The organism is Shewanella decolorationis S12, assembly GCF_000485795.1.
In the GTDB taxonomy this organism is placed as follows: Bacteria; Pseudomonadota; Gammaproteobacteria; order Enterobacterales; family Shewanellaceae; genus Shewanella; species Shewanella decolorationis.
The window spans coordinates 34,960-53,719 of the sequence record NZ_AXZL01000051.1 but is presented as its reverse complement, the minus strand read 5'-3'; the positions used below and the strand labels follow the sequence as shown (position 1 = coordinate 53,719).

Sequence of the window (18,760 nt, the reverse complement as noted above, 5' to 3'; positions counted from 1 at the left end):
TATTTGCATAATAAAGTGTCAACAACCAGCATCGGGCTTGTTCAACACTTGGGATAAGGTCGCGGCTACGCGCGGCCTATCCTTATTTGTTAGGTTTCACTTCAGTGTAAGGAAAAGATTGTTAACTGCGCGACTTAATAGTAGGAGGCTGCGTGACATTGTGTTGAAGGGGAATGGTATTTCGTCAATAAGGTCGTCGACAGTTATTGGCTTACGACTTGCCGATGTAATAATTTCTTTGAGCTGGGTAACGTTCGGGTTCTTTTCAATTTCTTCGTTGAGTGCTGCGAGCTTCTGTGAGACTTCCTGCGCCTTTCCAAGGTGCTCACTTAGTCGAGGGTTGCACTCAACCTCCTCAAGAATTTGTCTTTCATGGTAAGAATATTGCTCTTTTAGGAAAAGAGCCAAGCTGGCTTTTTTAACTAGAAGCTCCATTTCTTGCTTCTTGATCTCAAGATCGCCTATCTCTTCTTTTGTTTTTGAGCGGGCGGCTTCAAGTGCTTGTAGTTGTGAGGCTGTTTCAGTCATTGACCTCAGTGCGTCTAGTTCGATTGCTTGAACATCTGATTTTGATATTGCTGGTCTTGTTAGGGCGAATAAACCAGCTACCGAAGCAAGGCCGCCAACAATTCCTGCGTAGGCGAAGTAGTCTTCTTTCTTCAGTAAATCAAACGCAACGGCAATCCAGCCGCCGATGAAGTAAATGATGCATAGCAAAATTACAGCTGCAAAAATTCGGCGCATGATATTTCCGTGTGATACCTAACAGTGTATTACCCGCACTTCTAATGAAACCCAAACCATAATGGACTCGAAGTTTGAGAAATAAGAGTAAATAATTCAAATGTGCCAGTAACTTAGCATCCATTACGGTGAGTTTCCAATCTTTTTTCATGCAGAAAAAGCGAGACTTTATATACCAAGAAGTATTTTGGCGCGGTATGTAAATCAGAAAACATGAAAAGACTAATATTTTTAGTTGCTTAATGTTTTTTTGAAATTAAAAAACGATACTCCTTTGGCTCGTTTTCCCCGAGGGTTGTCACTTTTCTATTATACCTGTACTTATACAGTCATAAGCGGGACGTAAATTGCATTTTTAAACAACTGAGAAAATCTAAAGCGGTAAAAATGATAAGAAATTCTAATGTAATTTAATTGGCCGCCGACAGTTAATTCTTTTGGTACTCAGATATAACTACTTAAATTTCATGGTGTTATTTTGGTTTAGGCCGTATAAACCAACAGATTACGCAGAGGCTCGAAAGGCAAACCATGGTGATTGACGAGACGACCGTCCGCCCCATGGACGGGGCGGTCGAGCATCCAGGGATGGACTTGCTGTGTGTCGTTGAGTCAATACCATGGTTTGCCTCACTCCTTGGTGTGTTATCTGGCCAGCATCATGGTTTGTCTCACTCCTTGGTGTGTTATCTGGCCAGCATCATGGTTTGCCTCACTCCGTGGTGTGTTATTGGGCTAGCATCATGATTAGCCTCACTCCGCGGCATATCGTCGAGCCAGTACAGTAGTTGGCCTCACGCCTAGTGCAAATACTTCAGATCTATGAAAGAGGTGGGGCTATTTCAGATGATTTTGGGGTAGCTGTGGTTGACCTAACAGGGCAACGATAAGGATAAAGTCGTCTTCTTTGGTGAAGTAGGCTGTGTGTTTACCGATAGGAAAGTAGAAACCGTTGGGGTAAATATCGTTGCAGCTTCTGCCTAATCCGGGGTTATTGGCTAAGATTTGCAAACCGGATATAAGGTTTTCTTTATATTTGTGCCACTGCGACTCAGAAAAGTGTTGAAGGGTGTAGTCTTTAATCTTTAGTAGGTGAGCCTGAGCTAACCTACTCAGTTTATAGCGTTTATTATTCATGTGAGTAGCTACAGGGCGTTAAGAAAATCTTCGCCATCAACAACATTACCTTGCGCTAAGTCTTCTTTAGCAGCGTTGAAACAGTGCTTCAGATAGTCGGCTTTCATCGCCTCAAGCTGTTCGTAATCGTGGATAGACATGACCACAACCGCATCTTTACTGTTTTTGCTGATCTTGATGGGTTCACGTTGAGCGTTTAGCAGCAACTCACCGAAATTTCGTTTGGCGTCATTGGCGGTTAATGTTTGCATGAGTTAAGTCCCGTTTTGGAAAGACAGTGGCAGTATAGTTTATTGAGCGAAATGGTCAAAATGATTAAATCGTGCGATTTGTGCTAAAGATGGATTGGCTTGATGATGGTTTGCTTACACAATGAAATCAACAAGCCGAGATGATTCTCGGCTTGTTATTAAGGCTTTTACTAACTCAAAAGAGATTAGTAGTACTTCTTCAAATAGCTTTGAGCGTAGCTTTTCAGCTTTTTGTTTGGGTTGTTGTTGGCAATGTTTTCAATCACTTCACGATATTGGGTATTACCCGATGCGGCGAGGGCCTTGGCCATATTGGCGTAGGTGTCGATGGCTAACTTGTCGTTGCGCATAAGGCGTGGATTTTTCAGCTCAACGCTAAGGCGCTCTAGCAAAAAGTCATCGTAGTTTTGATCATCCATCATGCGTTTCGCGGCGAGGCGCATTAGCTCTAAATCATCGCTTTTCAAGGCGTTGGCAAAGGCATTGTTCTTAGGGCTTTGCTCGGCCACATATTGGCTCTTATCCGCTAAGATAGCGTTCCACTTCTTGTATTGCGCAAGATTTTCAAGGGCTTGTGATGCGTATTTTTTTAGTTTCTTGTGGTAGCTGCCATTGACTATGTTGCTGATGGTCGCGCTGTATTTGTCATTGCCCGAGTAACCTAAGCCTTTGACTAACCAAGCGCTATAGTCGATAGCATTTTTCTCGGTAGCGAAGGGCAGCGATTCGATCAGCTTAGCCTCTAACACATCGTAAATGGCGGGATCGGATAATCCGGCAATCATCAGGGCTTCGATGGCTTGTTTTTGCTTAAATTGATTGTCGCCTTTAAAAATTTCTTGATAGGTTTCAACCGTATAATCCTGCGCCCACACCGGCGAGGCCAGTAAACTGATACCGAGTAAAATGCTTGCTACTAATGGTTTCATTGATATGTCCTTATGTCGTTTTCCAGCGTTTAAAAATCAGTGAGGTGTTGATACCACCAAAGGCAAAGTTATTGCTCATCACATAGTCGGTGTCGAGTGCACGTAGCTCGCCGCGAATGTAATCGAGCGTGGCACATTCTGGGTCGATATTGTCGAGATTAAGCGTAGGGGCAAACCAGCCCGCATTCATCATTTCGATACTGACCCATGCCTCTAACGCGCCGCAGGCGCCTAAGGTATGGCCTGTGTAGCTTTTCAGGGATGAAATCGGCATATCCGCACCAAATACTGCATGGGTTGCATGGGTTTCGGCAACATCACCACGATCGGTCGCAGTGCCGTGGGCATTCACATAACCAATGGCATCGGGCGTAAGCGCAGCATCCTTAAGGGCTAAACGAATGGCGATTTCCATGGTATCGCTATTGGGCTGAGTGACATGCTGACCATCTGAATTAGTGCCAAAACCGACGATCTCGGCGTAAATTTTCGCGCCGCGCGCTAAGGCATGCTCTAACTCTTCGAGCACTAGCGTACAAGCGCCTTCGCCAATCACTAAACCGTCGCGATTGGCATCGAAGGGGCGAGGTGTTAGCTCTGGCGTGGCATTTTTGGTGCTGGTGGCAAACAGGGTGTCGAATACCACCGCCTCGGTCGGACAGAGTTCTTCTCCGCCACCCGCGAGCATTAAGGTCTGTTGACCGTATTTGATGGCCTCATAGGCGTAACCAATGCCTTGGCTGCCCGAAGTACAGGCGCTGCTGGTGGTGTGAATGCGTCCCTTAAGACCAAAGAAAACCCCCACGTTTACCGCAGTGGTGTGTGCCATCATGCGGATATAACTGGTAGCGGTGACGCCCGACATATCGCCATGTTTGAGCATATCGCCAAAGGCAATTAGCGGATCGGTACTGCCAGTGGAAGAACCATAGGCAATGCCCATTTCCCCCGAGGTGACGACAGGGTCGTCTAAGAGTTCAGCATCCATCAGTGCAAGCTCGCTGGCGCGAGTCGCCATAATCGAAACGCGCCCCATGGAGCGGATCTTTTTGCGGGAATAGTGGCTCGGCACTTCAAAGTCGGTCACGGGAGCGGCGAGGCGAGTGTTTAGTCCGTCGTATTTATCCCATTCCGCCATCGTCACGACACAGTTTTTTTGTGCCTTAAGGCTGCTTGCGATACTCGGCCAGTCATGGCCTAGGGCACTGATGCCACCGATACCAGTAACGACGACTCGTCTGCCTAGGGGATTGCGCTGCGTCATTTAGATCATGCCTCCATTCACCGAAATCACTTGGCGCGTGATATAGGCAGCATCGTCCGACATTAAAAAAGCGGCTAAGGCGGCGATTTCATTGGGTTTACCCATGCGTCGCATAGGCACTAACTGCTCGACCATATCCTTAGGAATATCCGCCACCATATCGGTTTCGATTAAGCCTGGGGCGATACAGTTTACGGTAATCTTACGTTTGGCCAGCTCTAAGGACAGCGCTTTAGTGGCGCCAATCAATCCGGCCTTAGAGGCGCTGTAATTGACCTGACCACGGTTACCCGCGATACCTGAAACGGAAGCCAAGGTGATAATTCGTCCGCCCTTGCGCGCTTGTACCATAGGCATAACGCAGGGGTGAATGACATTGTAAAAACCATCGAGGTTAGTGTGGATTACGCTATCCCATTCGGCTTCACTCATCGCCGGAAAAGCATTGTCACGGTTGATGCCCGCATTGAGTATCACGCCATAGTAGGCGCCATTGGCCTCTATATCGGCCTCAATAGCGGCTTTTACGGCGGCGCGGTCGGCAACATCAAACTTCAATAGGCTGACGTTCACCCCAAGGGCGCTAAGTTCTGCGGCGCTGGCATCGGCTGCGACCTGATTGCTGTGATAATGCAGCGCGATATCGTAGCCCGCCGCAGCCAGTTTAAGGGCGATGGCTTTGCCAATACCGCGGCTCGAACCTGTGACTAATACTCTGTTATTCATCTTTATTTCTCCACCCGTGATGCTTGATGATGAGTTGTTTATGCATCAAAGGGCTAAATCCTTTTGTAGTGCGACTGATGTTGCGTCGGTTTAAAGCTTGGCGCTTGTGAGCGCTAATTCTGGCATTAAGCCTGACTGGAGGCGATATACGCTTGGGTGTCCTGGGGTTGGAACACGTTCACATTGGCCTCGGCTACGAGTTGTGGTGTTTGCTCCGCTCCCGCCTCGGGCAATAGATAAATCTGGCAATCGAATACTGCCAGTCCCGACTCTTCTTGATAGAGGCGTTTAACCTGAGTGCGGTAGCGGCGATTGAGTTCGTACTGCGCTGTGTGCAAGGCTAATTTACGCGATCCCAATAAAAATCCCACGCGGATTTTATCGTGACGCAGTTTAGCCTCAACGCCCGCTAAAGCGGCGATGCTCTGCGCCATATATTCGATGCCCACATAATTGGGGACGGCCTGACGTTGCTCGTCAAAATAAGCACTCTGCGGAGTGATCAGCACTTCGGTTTCGAGGGCATCCTGCTGATGGCGAATAATCTTATCAATCAAGATCATCGGCGCGCGGTGCGGAATAAAATCGGCAATATTCTGCTCGGCTAATTGTTGCAGCCACATCGGCTCGGCGGCTGCCATTGCAGTGTCAGTAGAACTGGACATAAAACTTAAGCCCCTTTACGGCAAAAAATCAGGCTGGCATTGCTGCCGCCAAAGGCGAAGGAGTTGCTCATCACATAGTTAAGCCTTCCATGCCCGGCACATTGCTTGGGCGCGACTAAGACTATGCTGGGATCCTGTGGATCTTTCTGCCCATCAAACCTGTGGGGAGGCAGGGCAAGATGGTGATTATGGGGTGAGAGCAGTAAATAACAAAATGCGGCTTCAATCGCGCCCGCGGCACCTAAGGTATGGCCGACTAGCGGTTTGGTTGAGCTTGCGGGTGGCGGTGTATCGCCAAATACCGAGGCTACGGCGCGGCTTTCCATCGCATCATTTTTAGGCGTTGCTGTGCCATGTAGGTTTATATAATCAATCTGTTGCGCCGAAATCTGTGCATCATCAAGCGCGGCCTGCATGGCGGCAATTGCTCCCGCACCTTCGGGGTGCGGCGCCGACATATGGTGTGCATCGCTCGACTCGCCAATGCCTGCTAGTAATACATTCGCTTGCGCTTCTCCGAGCACTTGGTTTTCCGCTAAGGTGAGAGTAAATAGCGCGGCACCTTCACCGATATTGATGCCATCGCGATTGGCGCTGAAGGGATTGCAATGTCCCTTGGAAACCGATTCTAAGGCATGAAATCCGTTGACTGTCAGTTGGCACAGGCTGTCGATACCGCCGACGATAACCATATCGCACAGTTTGGCCTCGAGTAGGCGTTTGGCGCTGGCAAATACCTTGGCGCTGGAGGAGCAGGCGGTCGAAATGGTGTAGCAGGGACCTTGGAGCTCAAATAAATGGCGTAAAAAATCGCTGGTGCTGCCGAGTTCCTGTTGGAAGTAATGGTAATCGGCGGGGAAGTGGCCGTGTTGATTGCGATAGGCCAAGGCAGCTTCGCCCTTCGAAATCCCCGAGGTGCTGGTGCCTAAGACCACGCCGATGCGGTTGGCGCCAAACTCACCTTTGGCTTGCTCTACGGCATCGCGAATTTGCAGTGCGGCAGCTAGGAGTAACTGATTATTGCGACAATCGAATTGCGCCAGCGCGGCAGGAATGGTCGGTAACGACTCAGTGACGGGCGCGACCAGTGTCGACTCCCCAAATAGCAGAGTATCACTGGTTTGCATGGCACTGGTATCGCCTGCAATCAAGCGGGCTAACACCTGCTCGGGCGTTTGCCCTAACGGGGTACACAATCCAATTTGTGTAATGGCGACTCTGTTGTTCATTGCTGCTTGCTATACCTATGGCCTTTGATGTGAGCAAGGCTAAAGGCTCATATCGATTGGCTGTTAACGGGTGCCTATGGCATTGTCAAAAGACGATTAAATGGGTTGTATCTCTAACTCAAACTTTGCCTGTGGCATGGTCAAATTAATGTGTGCCTGCCAAGGGGCATCGTCGGTCTGTTGTTGATAACGAATTTGTATCACTTGAGTTTGGCTATCGCTGCGACTGATCAGCGTATCTTGGCTATAAAACTGGCGACAGGGTAGAGTGTCACACAGCCCCGTCACTAACTCGCCGCCCTCTAAATGGCTTTTAATACTCTGCTCCGGCCAATAGATGAGTTGCATCATCGCCATCAGATATTCGGCCTTAAACTCGTCCCCTAGCAAGAGACTCTGTTCACTGCTGAGTGTATTCCCATCGTAAACCAAGGTAAACAATGCCTGACCTAGGGGCGCGAGCCCGACCAGCGTCATCCGTTCTCCTTCGAGTTCGAGCTGGGTGAGTAGTTCGTGGGTGTTATCGCCCACCTTAATGCTCACCTTTTGACTAAAGGACTGGGGTGAGGATACCCCAGCCTTGCTGTCACCTTGCTGACTATTACCTTGAATTTTAGAGTTATTCGCCTGCGGCTTGATGAGCGGTTTATCTGTTGCAGGGCCAAAATCATGGGGCAGTGGCGCTAAGCAATAACGCATATCTTTCGCCAAGCCAACACAGGTTTGCCGATAGAGCAGTTCGCTGCATCCCATCAAACCTAGGCTGATAAGGAGCAGGGAAAAGGTTGCTATCGCTTTGGGGCGACCTTTGGCGTTAAGGCTTAAGTGCATTGAATTACACCTCGGCTAATTCGCTAACGGCAGGTTCGGCGCTGAGTTCGGCTTGTTGCCGACATAGCTCGACCACCATGTTTAGACGTCGCTCGGATTCTTTAACAAAGGGATTTTGCACATCCCAAGCATAGCCAGCCAAAATCGAGCAGATCATCTGTTTGATTTTAGGATTCGGATTTTCGTAAAAAATCACATCTTGGAAGCGACCATCGTACCAAGCCTGCACATAAGTGCGGAAGGTGTTCACCCCTTGCATTAACGGCGCCGAGTACTCGGCGGGCCAATCGACGTTATCGCCATTAAGCTGTTTAAGCACGCATTTCGCCGCCATGGATGCCGACTGCATGGCAATGGTCACGCCCGATGAAAACACCGGATCGAGGAACTCGCCCGCGTTGCCCAGCAAGGCAAACTTGTCGGTGGCGAGGCGCGATACGTTGGCGGAGTAGCCCTTGAGTGTCGCGCAGGGCTGGGCGACCTTAGCATTGGCCAGCAATGCTTTCAGGCCGGGCTCTTCTTTGACTATGGTCAGTAGCTGCTGCTCTAAATCGCCTTCGAGACGCGCGAGTAACTGAGGCTCTGCCACGACGCCGAGTGAGCAGCGGCCGTTGCTGAAGGGAATTAACCAGTACCAAATATCCTGATGCTGTGGGTGTACGCTAATTAAAATCTTGTTCCGGTCGAAGTTGGGATCGCTGATGTTATCTTCAACATGGGTGAAGATAGCGCTGCGGGTCGGCAGTGAAGACGGCGTTTCGAGGTCGAGTAGCCGTGGCAATACTCGGCCAAAACCGCTGGCATCGAGCACATATTGCGCCTCGACCTGATAGAGTTCGCCCTGTTCGTTACGCACGCTTAAGCGCGGGTTGGCGCTTAAATCGATTGCTTCAACGGTTTCACCGTAACGGATCTCCACCCCAAAGCTTGCTGCGGTATCGGCCAGCAATTTGTCGAAGTTTGCCCGTTGCACTTGGAAGGTTGTGCCCGGTCCAGGGGTAAATTTGTCGGTAAAGTCGAAGGTGGTATATACGCCATCGCGGCGGAAGGCTGCACCATTTTTATATTGGAATCCCGCCGCATTCAGCGCCTCTAGCATGCCTGCTTCTTCAATAAATTGCATACAGCAGGGCAGCAGGCTCTCGCCGATAGAAAAGCGTGGAAAGTGTTGTTTTTCTAGCACTAATACGCGTTTGCCTTGCTTATGTAATAGGCTAGCGACAATCGAGCCCGAGGGGCCTGCGCCAATAATGGCCACATCGACGGAAAGGGAGTGAGACTGTGTGGAGCTTGCAGCGGTAGATGTGGACATTTAAATAACATTCCTTGTAGGTATCGAGACCTTGTTGGTGGTTAAAACCTGACTGGTGGTCAAAATCAATGGCGAAAGTACAAAGGTAAACCCTATGCCGAGGGACAGGGTTAATCCAAAATAATGAATAGCTTGGGTTTGGCTAAAGGCGAGTAAGCCAAAGGCCAATAGGGTCGAGCAGGCGGACATAAACACCGCCATCATCACTGCCTTGCCATGTTGCGCTGCAGAGGCAAAGAACAAACTGTAATCTATCCCAATCCCGAAGACTAAAATCAGCGCCAGCGCATGAAACAAGCTTAAGGGGGAGCCGACTAAGCCTAAAATGGCCAAGGTGAGTACCGCGGCCAATGCCGGCACGGCGACAACCACAGTGGCCTTTTTGAGTCCAAAACTTAGGCTAAATAGCAAGAGCGCGATAACGAGCGCCAGCCCCAATAACTTGAGGGTAAGCAGTCGATAATGCCCCATCACGGTGGAGATATCCGCGACTTTATCGATAAGTTGTACTTGCGCATCGTTAGCAAAGCGTGCCTTGAGGGCCGAAATATCTTCAATACCACCGAGCAACACTATGGCGCCATGGTTGTCGTTCCCTTGGTTGGTATTATCAGGATTGGTCGCTGACTCTGTTGAGTGCCCAAGCGGTGCAAATCCCTGTGGTGCAAGCCAGAGTGGGGCTAACTGTTTGCCTAGGCCCAGTTCGAAAAAATCCGTCGGGGTGATATAGCTATCCTTGGCGGCAAGATAGGCGGCAGAAAGCTCAGGTGCTAGGCCGTCATCTAGGCCAATGCTGTTTAGCACTGTGGTTAATTGCGACTGGTAAATCTTGCCCTGCAATTGATACGCCGCATCCTGCTTTTGCTTGCTAGGCAGATAACGGCTGAGGCTGACATAGTTGCCCAGCTCTTGCTGTTTAATGGCGGCATCGAGCTGCGGACTGAGGGCTTCGAGCCGTTGCAGTAAGGCTTCTTCGCTGGGCGCGCGCACCAATAAAAACTGGTTATCCGTGCCGCCACTGAGTAATTTTCTGAGCTTGTCTTCAGGCTCAGTCACGCTTGCTGGGCTTTGCTGTAAATGGCGAATATCATCGTCGACGTTAAGCTTGCTGATCCCCAATAGGCAGACTCCCGAGAGCACTAAGGCAAACAGACTCAATCCCCATGGCGAGACCAGTTTATTTGAGAATCCGGTGAGTTTCGCAAGATAAGCTTGCGCAAGGGTTAACGGACGTTCTCCCGAAGGTAACTTGCTGCCCGCCAATAATGGATAGGCGAGCACTAACGTCAGGTAGGCGCCGAGTAAGCCTGAGGCGCAGAAAATCGCCACCTGCTGCATACCGGGAAACGGCGCTAAACCGATACCGACATAGGCTAAGGCGCTGGTGATAAACGCGAGTGACACTGTGGGGAAGATATAGGCCACGGTCGCCTGCGCGCCACGCTCATGATCGCTTAACCGCTCGCAGTAAAAATGGAAGCTGTAGTCAATGGCAATCCCAATCAGGCTAGTGCCAAAGACGAGAGTGAGCAAATGCAGCTCCCCGAACACGCTTAGGGTAAAGGTCACCGCCAGCAGTAAACCACTGGATATTGTCACTATTGCAAGCAATAGCGGCATGACGGAGCGAAAGGCGAGCCAAACCAATAACACTACGCCAAGCAAAGAGGCGAGGCCAAGGACAGAGATTTCACTCTTGGCAGTGTTGGTGGCTTCTATGGCATGAAATAGCGCGCCCGCCTGTAACACTTGTATGCTGGGGTATTGCGCGCTGACGGCATTCAGTGCCTGAGCGAGTGCCGCTTGCTGGCGTAATTGCGCATTCGGGTTAAAGGCGCTTTCTGTGCCCTTTGCCATCACAATGGCGGCCACGCCTTCACTATTATCAACACCTTGTTTGGTATCAACACTTTGTGGATGAGCAAGTAAAATCCCTTGGCTGGCGCTCAGCTTTGTACTGGGCGCAAGGGCGAGCAAATTGTCGGGGTACAACAGCAAAGGATCTTGGGTCAAGAGTTGGCTATTGGCATAACTAAAGGCGTTGTAGAGCTGCTGAGTGGCTGAGGCAATTAAGTGCTCGAGGCCATTATGGCTTAAGGCTTCGGTTTGTTCAGGCGTGAGCAGTTTAAATCTATGGGGGAAATAAAATTGACCTAGGGCTTCACCCATTTGTATGTCGGCACTACGAATATCGGTAAAGGCGGTATTTTGAGTCTTAAGCTGCTCCATCAGGAGTGTTGCCGCCGCAATCGCCTGAGATTCATCCTCGGCAATCAGGGCGAGATACACTTGATCGGCGAGTGTCGATTCCACTTGTTCGAGGGCGCGCGCCGTGAGTGCATCCTGCTGCAGATGGGGCAACATGGCGAGAATATCGCTTTGAACCTTTGCGCCATTTTGCCACAGTTGCAGCGTCCACAGGCTCGCCGCCAGCATCAAACACAACCAAATAGCGAAGCGCCATTTAGTCGAGGTTTGCATCAGGCTGTGGCCAATACGCGTGGCAATCTTGGGCGCCATGTTTCTGCCTTACTCTCTTTGACCAGTGTCTTTAGGCGTTGTCTGGCTGATGGCATATCTGGCTAACTCAGCCTCACTCAGTGGACCTTGGCGCAACTCACTAAAATCGATACGGGTGATATCCTGCGGACTCACACTCGGATTGGCGCTAAGTAGCACTAAGGCGTGTAGCGTATCGCTGCCTTCGAGCACCATATGGGCGATGGCCTTCTTCATCAGCGGATCTTTTGGGGTTAATCCCAACTGCCAGTTTGGCTTGCCTTGCGCTAAGGGTTCTTGGACGAAAAAGTGCAGTTCGAAGTTTGCACTTAAACCCGAAATATCGCCGCCCAGCATGGCATTCACTAGACTCGGTAATAAATCCCCCATGGCCGCCGCGCTTGCCGAAGCATCGGCTTGGCTGATTTGTACTCGCCCTTGGCTATCTCGCTGAATAAGTTGCTTATCTTTTAAAATCAGCAAGGACTCGAAGGGGCTAAGTTGTTGCCAGATCAGTCCTTGTGCCTTGTCGAACACAAACTGGCCTTGGCTCACTAGGGGCTTTTTCAGCACTTTAAGCTGGCGCGATTGCACAAAGTGGCCGCGAACCGTCTCGCCAAGATTGAGCTTTTGGCTGAGGGCGAGTAATGCGGCGTTATCTGCGCCTTGGGCAAATAGCGTTTGATATTGGCTCGCACCTGTGAGGTTGGTATCGGCAAGGCTCTGCGCCTGTACCGAGCCAAACAGCAGTGTGCAGCTTAATAGTAGGCTTTGGTAGAACCCTAGCCACAACTTAGCTCGTGGCCAATTTGTAAAGAGGGCAATCATTCGCTATCCGCCTTTGCAAGCAGCGGGGCGATTTTGCTGCGAAATATCTCTGGCGTCACAAAGCACATTTCTTGGCTCGTCATATCCACTGCCGCCTGAATGGTATAGCCCTTAGTAATGCGCTCACCGGTTGCCGTATCACGGATTTGATAATTGATTTTTAGGCGATTTTCCCACTCGACTAACTCGGCGCGCACGGTAATGTGTTGCTCGAAGGTGCTGGCCTTAACGTATTTGATCTGCAAATCAATAATCGGCCAAGCGTAGTTCGAGGCCTGCATTTGACGATAGTTGTAGCCTAACTCGTCGAGTAATTTGCAGCGGGCAATCTCGAAATAACGCAGGTAATTACCATGCCAAGTGATCCCCATCGAATCCACATCGTGGAAGGGGATCTGCATGTCCATTTCTATGCTAAGCAAGGCTTTCATCGGCATACTTCCCATTCACCCGCTTGGATTTTCGCAACGGTTTGGCGCAGTACGGCTTCGAGCGGTCTGTCTTCGACCAATGGCTCAAAATCGGCGCGCACTTGGGCGAGCGTGGTCGCCAGCGATGGCGTCAGCGAGGCTTCGTCTAACTCGTTTTGTTTAACACGCAGGCTAATACCTTGGGTCATGGCGAGCAGTGCTGCGGCGGCAACTTGTTCAGTCAGCTGCAACACGCGCATACAGTCACGGGCGGCGATAGTACCCATGCTGACTTTATCTTGGTTATGACATTCGGTTGAGCGGGAGAAAACGCTCGCAGGCATAGTGTGTTTCAGTGCTTCCGCCGTCCAGGCCGATACGCCAATCTGCACCGCCTTAAAGCCATGGTTTATGGCGCGGCGTGGCCCAGTTGAACCCGAGAGATTAGCGGGTAAACCGTTGTTAAACTTAGGGTCCATCACTAATGCCATTTGGCGGTCGATAAGATCGGCGATATTGGCCACAGTGTTTTTTAAGGAGTCCATCGCAAAGGCAATGTGTCCACCGTAGAAATGGCCGCCGTGGAGAATATGCTCGCCTTCACCATCGACTATGGGATTATCGTTGGCGCTGTTGACTTCGGTTTCGATAAATTGGCGCATAAAGGGCAGCGCATCCTGCAGCACGCCAATAATGTGCGGTGCGCAGCGGATGGAATACCTGTCCTGCAATCTGTCGGAATTGCGGGGGTGAACATGGTGGTTCAAATCTTCCCTGATCCAAGTCGCGATTTGGTTTTGCCCTGGATGGGGTTTGGCGGCAAACAAAATATCGTCGAAATGGTTCGAGTTACCTTTAAGGGTTAACGACGCCATGGCGGTAATACGGCTGGCTAAACGCGCTAAATATTGTGCGCGATCAAAGGCTAAACAGGCTAATGCCGTCATCACTGCCGTGCCATTCATCAGGGCTAAACCTTCCTTGGGGCGCAGCACATGGGGCGTGATGTTCAGCTCGCGGTAAACCTCTTGGGTGGCTCTGCGCTCGCCGTTATAAATCACTTCGCGCTCGCCAACTAGCACGGCGGCCAAGTAAGACAATGGCGTTAAGTCACCGCTGGCACCGACCGAACCTTCCTCGGGGATCACTGGCACTATATTTAGATTAAGTAGGGTTTCGATGCGCTTTAATAGCTCATAGGTTACGCCGGATTTACCGATGGCGAGGGAGTTTAAACGGCAAGCCATTACGGCGCGCGCCTGCATCATGCTCAAGACTTCGCCGAGGCCACAGCCATGGAAGCGGGATAAGTGCAGTGGCAGCTCGTGGACTAAATCGAGACTCACATTCACTGTGCAAGAGTCGCCATAGCCTGTGGTGACGCCATAGACCACGCCTTCTTCGTGCAGCAAACTATCGATAAAGCGGGCGCCTTTTTGGATATATTCCTGATAATCAGCATCATCACAGAGTTTGACCTTGGCGCCCTTTGCCACGGCAACGACTTGCTCTAATGTGAGTAACTGACGGCCAAATTCGATTGGCGACTCAGCGGTTGTCGTGTGAGTAACTGCGTGGCTCATAAATGCTCTGTCCTGTCTGTAGTGCGCTCCTGCTCCGGGAGTGCTGCTGTCGTTTGTGGGGCGGGTGTCGCGCGGTTGACCTTGCTATCGTCCCGCCAAAAATCAAAAAAGTTAAACCACTGCAAAGGCTCACGCCTTGCGTAGTGTTCGAGGCGTTCGCTGTAGCGAGAAACGGCCTGTTGTAGTCTTTCCATTCTGCCCGCTCGTGGGCCTTTAAGTGTCTCGGCGAAGTGTTCTAAATGCACTCGATAACGCCCTTGCTCACGCAGGCAAAACATCATATAAACCGGGCAATCCAAGAGTCCGGCCAGAATAAATGGCCCCTGCGGGAAGGCGGCCTCTTGGCCCATAAATGGCGCGTACACGACGCGCCCTTGGGCGTGGGATGAGGTCCTATCGCCTGCAATTACCACTAGCTCACCGTCTTCAATCTTTTGCTGTAGCAGCATAGAGGTGGCGGGATTAAGCTCGGTCACTTGGATCAAATTCAGCGTGCTATCGGGGTTTAATTGCTTGAGTACATTATTAAAGTTTTCGGCATGGCTGGTTAACACCATGACATTCACTTTAACCTTACGCTGGTGGATTGAAATCGCGCGGCACAGTTCGAGGTTGCCCAAGTGAGAGACTAGCAGCACAGCGCCTTTGCCGCTTTCTAGCTGTTCGGCCAGCACGTGGCGGTCGGGAAAATCCACTTGGCTTAATTGAATGCGATCGCACCAAGCATCGATTCTATCGAGCGCTGCATTACCAAAGGCGATAAAGTGGCTTAAGCTGTCGCGCCAACCAACGGGGTGGCTTAATTGCGGGTGTTGTGGCTCAAGGCGCTGCACGCGGCGCAGAAAATCCAATGAGGCTTCGCGGCTGACTTTGCCGGTCAAGAAGAAATAGCAAATCACCGGATACATAATGGCGCGGCATAGCCAATGGCCACCAAAGCGGTAGCTTTCAACTAATAGTTTGATGCCCCAATAACTGCCGCGCTCCTTCATCCCCGACCAATGGGTCGCAGTATGAGCGGACGACATCGATTTAGCCGCTTGTTTACGGCGCAGTAGTTGTGGCAGACGCTTTAACATGCCGAAAAATAACCGCGTGTGCAGCTTAGAGATACGCACATTGTCGGCCACACCTTGAAAGTGGCTGACGCCATTTTCGGGATAAATGACCTTGGTGGGGTGAAACAGAATTTCCACCCCTTGCCAGTAGAGTTTTACTAGGATTTCGATATCAAAATCCATCCGTTCTGTCAGCGCTTGCTTGCTCAGTAGACGCTCGGTGGCAGCTAATGGATACACCCTAAATCCGCACATAGAATCTTGAATATCAAAGCTTAAGGTTTCGACCCATACCCAAAAGTGGGTGAGGTAACGACCGTAGAGTCGCCCCTTGGGGACTGACTCGTCGTACTCGGGCTTGCCCGAGATCAGCGCATCCGGCTTAGCCTGCGCTTTGGCGAGCATGGCGGGGATATCACTCAAATTATGCTGGCCGTCGGCATCCACCTGTAGCGCATGGGTAAAGCCATCGCGATAGGCGCGGCGAAGCCCCGTCATCACAGCCGCCCCCTTTCCACGGTTGTAGGGGTGTTGCAGTAGCGTCACCCAGTCGTGTTGCTCCGCCAAGGATTGCAGTAGATAGCGGGTCTCATCATTGCTGCCATCGTCAATCAAATAGCAGGGCAGATTGAGGGCGGCGAGTTCGGCCAAGGTCTGGGCGATCGCGGCGCTATGATTATAATTGGGGATCACCAATGCCAGCTTGATTGGCGCCGTGCCCATTAAATCACTCGGCGGGACTAGCATGGTGTCGCTCATACCGTCGCTCACAGGGACGCTCCATCATCTTGCAGGCTAGCAAAGCTGATACGCCCTGAGGCGTAACGATGGTCGCCATCGCTGTAGGCAAAGGTTAACTTCTCTTTGGCGGCATTATGGCTAATGGTTAAGGTGACTTCCTGCCCAGGTAGAATAAGCTGTTGAAACTTTAGCACTTCTAAATTAGCGACCGCAGCGTTATACCCAAAATGCTCGCAACCTAAGCGCACTGCCCAATCGAGTTGGGTCACGCCTGGGAGGACGGCTTGCTCGGGAAAATGGCCGTTAAAATACTCAAGATCGGCGGCGACCAGCAGGCGCAATTCGATGCTATCAGGGCCGATCTCTGATGCGAGTATCGGCGGTAAACTCGACTTAATCATGGTCAAATAACTCAACTAGCTGGGCGACGACGCGCTTGCCCTGAGTGTTTAACGGCAAGGTTTCGGGGTAACGCCAGCGACGCGGTAAGGTCACGCGCTCGAACTGGGTCAGTAGATGCGCTTTTAACGCGTTGTTGATACAGAGTTTTCCCTGCTCTTGGTGCACGCTACGGCCCAATGGCGACAGGGTGATTACCGCCCCTAACTGGGATTTAAACTGGGGCAATACGACCAAGGCGGCCTGCTCGACATAGGCGTGGCTACAGAGCAAGGTCTCCATTTGCGCCAGTGAAAGACGTTTTTCTTCAATCTTAACGATGCGATCGAGCCTGCCCTTGAGCCTGAATTGGCCATTGGTCGTCGGCTCAATTTTATCTTCGCAGCGTAACCATTGATCGTCGGCCAAATAGGGTGACTTCAGCAGCAGGGCGCCATCGTCAGCGTCTTGGTCTATGGTAATTTGTTCAAACACTTGCCATGGTTCGTCGGCCTCCTGTTGGCGACGGTAGGCGATACCGCCGGTTTCGGTGCTGCCGAATATCTCTATGGGTAAATGGCCATAGCACTGGGCAACCCCTTGGGCGGCGGTGAAACTTAACGGCCCGCCGGAGCTGAAGACTAAGCTGGGTGAGCGTAGTTGGCGTTCGTGTTCTAGCGCCTTAGGCAAGCGGGATAATTGCGCTGGGCTACTGATGAGGCACAGGTTTGGTAACAAGGCGGTGTAGTAGCTTAAGGTCTCAGGGTATTCGATCTGCTCGCTTAAAAAAGGGCGACTGGCGGCTAAGGGCCAGAGGATCTTAAACAACAAGCCATAGATATGCTGATGGGAAACGGTCGATACCACACTGCAGTGGGGCAAATGTTCGGCGAAGGTGTGCTCGAGTACGGTCACTTCGGCATCGAGCTGCCTTAAGCTCTTGCGAATCGCTTTGGGCTCGCCACTGCTGCCCGAGGTAAAGAGTACCAGTTCACCAAAGGTGTCGCTCTCTGGCCAAGGTTTGGTAGGCAGACTCAGCTCTTTATTCAGCAGGATAAAGGCGTGGCTCTCGCACAGTGGCTTGTCTGACAATATGCCTTCAAACTGATGGGTCAGTTCACTCAGGGTGCCAGTTTGGGTGTTGGGCGGCAGAATAATTTCCTTGCCCGCCAACAGTGCGGCACACAGGCCCACGGCAAACAGATCGCTGGTATCACTCGCTAGCAGCCATTTTTGCTCAGGCGCTTGGCGCAGCTGCTCGTAAAAATGCGCAACCTGATTGGTAAACAGGGCACCAGTGACTATGTCATGGTGATTAAAGCTGATCAGTTGTTGGGCGAATGGCCCTTGGGTTAACCAGTTTTTGAGTAGTTGTGTCATGTCTTCTTCAACCAAAAGCTGCGATATAACCATTCCCCACCGAGGAGCAGTCCCATGAGTACGTATGCAATCAAACCGTTATACAAGGTCCAAGTTGCTAGGCTGGTAAACGCGGCTGTATAGGCCGCCACAGTGCCGTTTAGGATAAATAAGCCACACCAAAGCAGGGTGACTTTTTTAAGATAACCTATGGCTTCATCCGGCAAATCGGGCTCTTTGAGCCGTGCGAACCGTTCAATCATGCTCGGGCCTTGGTATAGCGAGTAGCTAAACAGGGCTAACATGGTGAGGTTTATCACCACGGGGTAATACAAGAGCCAGTCGCTGCGTTTGGCGACAAAGCTGCCTGCGGTGAGCCCAATCCCCACAAGCAAAGGCAAAACTAAGGTTTTAACCTTTTGCTTTTGCAGCATTAAACGCACAACTAACAAGAGGCATAACACTAAGGCTATGGTGCCCGCTGGCAGATAATTCAGTCCTAAATACACGGCGACTGGATAAGCGATCAGCGCGAGTGCGGTTAGGACTTGTAGCAGGACACGCATTAGTCTTTCACTAGGCCTTCAATGGCGTTAACGACGTCGTTGACTGTGCGAACGGATTTAAATTCATCGGGTTGAATTTTTTTGCCTGTCAGTTGTTGCAGCTTAATCACCAGATCGACGGCATCAATGCTGTCCAGATCTAACTCTTCGTACAGATTGGCGTCGGGAGTAATAGCATCGGCATCGATTTCAAACTCATCCACCAAAATTGTGGTCAGCATAGCGAGGATTTGTTCACGGTTTTGCATCT

At 50.9% G+C, this 18,760-nt stretch carries 19 protein-coding genes; all 19 read right to left on the bottom strand.

Features of this window, described 5'->3' with window-relative positions; translation table 11 throughout:
- Window positions 1-96: 96 nt before the first annotated feature.
- Entirely contained in the window at window positions 97-744 is a 648-nt protein-coding gene (locus SHD_RS04915; protein WP_023266114.1) for a hypothetical protein, read from the bottom strand.
- An 837-nt stretch (window positions 745-1,581) separates the two neighbouring features.
- A complete protein-coding gene (locus SHD_RS04910; protein WP_023266113.1) occupies window positions 1,582-1,881 on the bottom strand; it encodes a type II toxin-antitoxin system RelE/ParE family toxin in 300 nt (99 codons plus the stop codon).
- A gap of 8 nt (window positions 1,882-1,889) precedes the next feature.
- The gene (locus tag SHD_RS04905; protein ID WP_023266112.1) at window positions 1,890-2,132 is read right to left on the bottom strand and encodes a type II toxin-antitoxin system Phd/YefM family antitoxin; all 243 of its coding nucleotides are present in this window, start codon (window positions 2,130-2,132) and stop codon (window positions 1,890-1,892) included.
- Window positions 2,133-2,317: 185 nt separating this feature from the next.
- Window positions 2,318-3,061: a hypothetical protein gene (locus SHD_RS04900; RefSeq protein WP_023266111.1), complete on the bottom strand. Its 744-nt coding sequence runs from the start codon at window positions 3,059-3,061 to the stop codon at window positions 2,318-2,320.
- A gap of 10 nt (window positions 3,062-3,071) precedes the next feature.
- Window positions 3,072-4,325, bottom strand: coding sequence for a beta-ketoacyl-ACP synthase (locus SHD_RS04895; RefSeq protein ID WP_023266110.1), 1,254 nt, complete (start codon window positions 4,323-4,325; stop codon window positions 3,072-3,074).
- Window positions 4,326-5,051 carry a 3-ketoacyl-ACP reductase FabG2 gene (locus SHD_RS04890; RefSeq protein ID WP_023266109.1) on the bottom strand — a complete coding sequence of 242 codons (726 nt, stop codon included), beginning with the start codon at window positions 5,049-5,051 and terminating at the stop codon, window positions 4,326-4,328.
- Between the two features lie 125 nt (window positions 5,052-5,176).
- The gene (locus SHD_RS04885; protein ID WP_084294839.1) at window positions 5,177-5,716 is read right to left on the bottom strand and encodes a hotdog family protein; all 540 of its coding nucleotides are present in this window, start codon (window positions 5,714-5,716) and stop codon (window positions 5,177-5,179) included.
- A gap of 5 nt (window positions 5,717-5,721) precedes the next feature.
- Entirely contained in the window at window positions 5,722-6,945 is a 1,224-nt protein-coding gene (locus tag SHD_RS04880; RefSeq protein ID WP_023266107.1) for a beta-ketoacyl-[acyl-carrier-protein] synthase family protein, read from the bottom strand.
- A gap of 96 nt (window positions 6,946-7,041) precedes the next feature.
- A complete protein-coding gene (locus SHD_RS04875) occupies window positions 7,042-7,776 on the bottom strand; it encodes a DUF3261 domain-containing protein (protein WP_023266106.1) in 735 nt (244 codons plus the stop codon).
- Window positions 7,777-7,780: 4 nt separating this feature from the next.
- Window positions 7,781-9,088 (bottom strand): NAD(P)/FAD-dependent oxidoreductase, encoded by a 1,308-nt coding sequence (locus SHD_RS04870; RefSeq protein WP_023266105.1) that lies wholly within the window; start codon window positions 9,086-9,088, stop codon window positions 7,781-7,783.
- Complete coding sequence (locus tag SHD_RS04865; protein WP_023266104.1) at window positions 9,089-11,608, bottom strand: MMPL family transporter; 2,520 nt, start codon at window positions 11,606-11,608, stop codon at window positions 9,089-9,091.
- 9 nt (window positions 11,609-11,617) lie between these two features.
- Window positions 11,618-12,415: an outer membrane lipoprotein carrier protein LolA gene (locus SHD_RS04860; protein ID WP_023266103.1), complete on the bottom strand. Its 798-nt coding sequence runs from the start codon at window positions 12,413-12,415 to the stop codon at window positions 11,618-11,620.
- Window positions 12,412-12,846, bottom strand: a complete 435-nt coding sequence (locus SHD_RS04855; protein ID WP_039977573.1) for an acyl-CoA thioesterase — start codon at window positions 12,844-12,846, stop codon at window positions 12,412-12,414. Before SHD_RS04855 ends, SHD_RS04860 begins: the two co-directional genes overlap by 4 nt.
- Window positions 12,843-14,408: an HAL/PAL/TAL family ammonia-lyase gene (locus SHD_RS04850; RefSeq protein ID WP_023266101.1), complete on the bottom strand. Its 1,566-nt coding sequence runs from the start codon at window positions 14,406-14,408 to the stop codon at window positions 12,843-12,845. Before SHD_RS04850 ends, SHD_RS04855 begins: the two co-directional genes overlap by 4 nt.
- The gene (locus SHD_RS04845) at window positions 14,405-16,213 is read right to left on the bottom strand and encodes a glycosyltransferase family 2 protein (RefSeq protein ID WP_039977575.1); all 1,809 of its coding nucleotides are present in this window, start codon (window positions 16,211-16,213) and stop codon (window positions 14,405-14,407) included. Before SHD_RS04845 ends, SHD_RS04850 begins: the two co-directional genes overlap by 4 nt.
- A 20-nt stretch (window positions 16,214-16,233) precedes the next feature.
- Window positions 16,234-16,608 (bottom strand): ApeI family dehydratase, encoded by a 375-nt coding sequence (locus SHD_RS04840; RefSeq protein ID WP_023266099.1) that lies wholly within the window; start codon window positions 16,606-16,608, stop codon window positions 16,234-16,236.
- Window positions 16,601-17,965: an AMP-binding protein gene (locus tag SHD_RS04835; protein ID WP_023266098.1), complete on the bottom strand. Its 1,365-nt coding sequence runs from the start codon at window positions 17,963-17,965 to the stop codon at window positions 16,601-16,603. Before SHD_RS04835 ends, SHD_RS04840 begins: the two co-directional genes overlap by 8 nt.
- Entirely contained in the window at window positions 17,962-18,510 is a 549-nt protein-coding gene (locus SHD_RS04830) for a COG4648 family protein (RefSeq protein WP_023266097.1), read from the bottom strand. Before SHD_RS04830 ends, SHD_RS04835 begins: the two co-directional genes overlap by 4 nt.
- Window positions 18,510-18,758 (bottom strand): acyl carrier protein, encoded by a 249-nt coding sequence (locus tag SHD_RS04825; RefSeq protein ID WP_011074023.1) that lies wholly within the window; start codon window positions 18,756-18,758, stop codon window positions 18,510-18,512. The genes SHD_RS04830 and SHD_RS04825 overlap by 1 nt, the downstream gene beginning before the upstream one ends.
- Window positions 18,759-18,760: the final 2 nt, after the last annotated feature.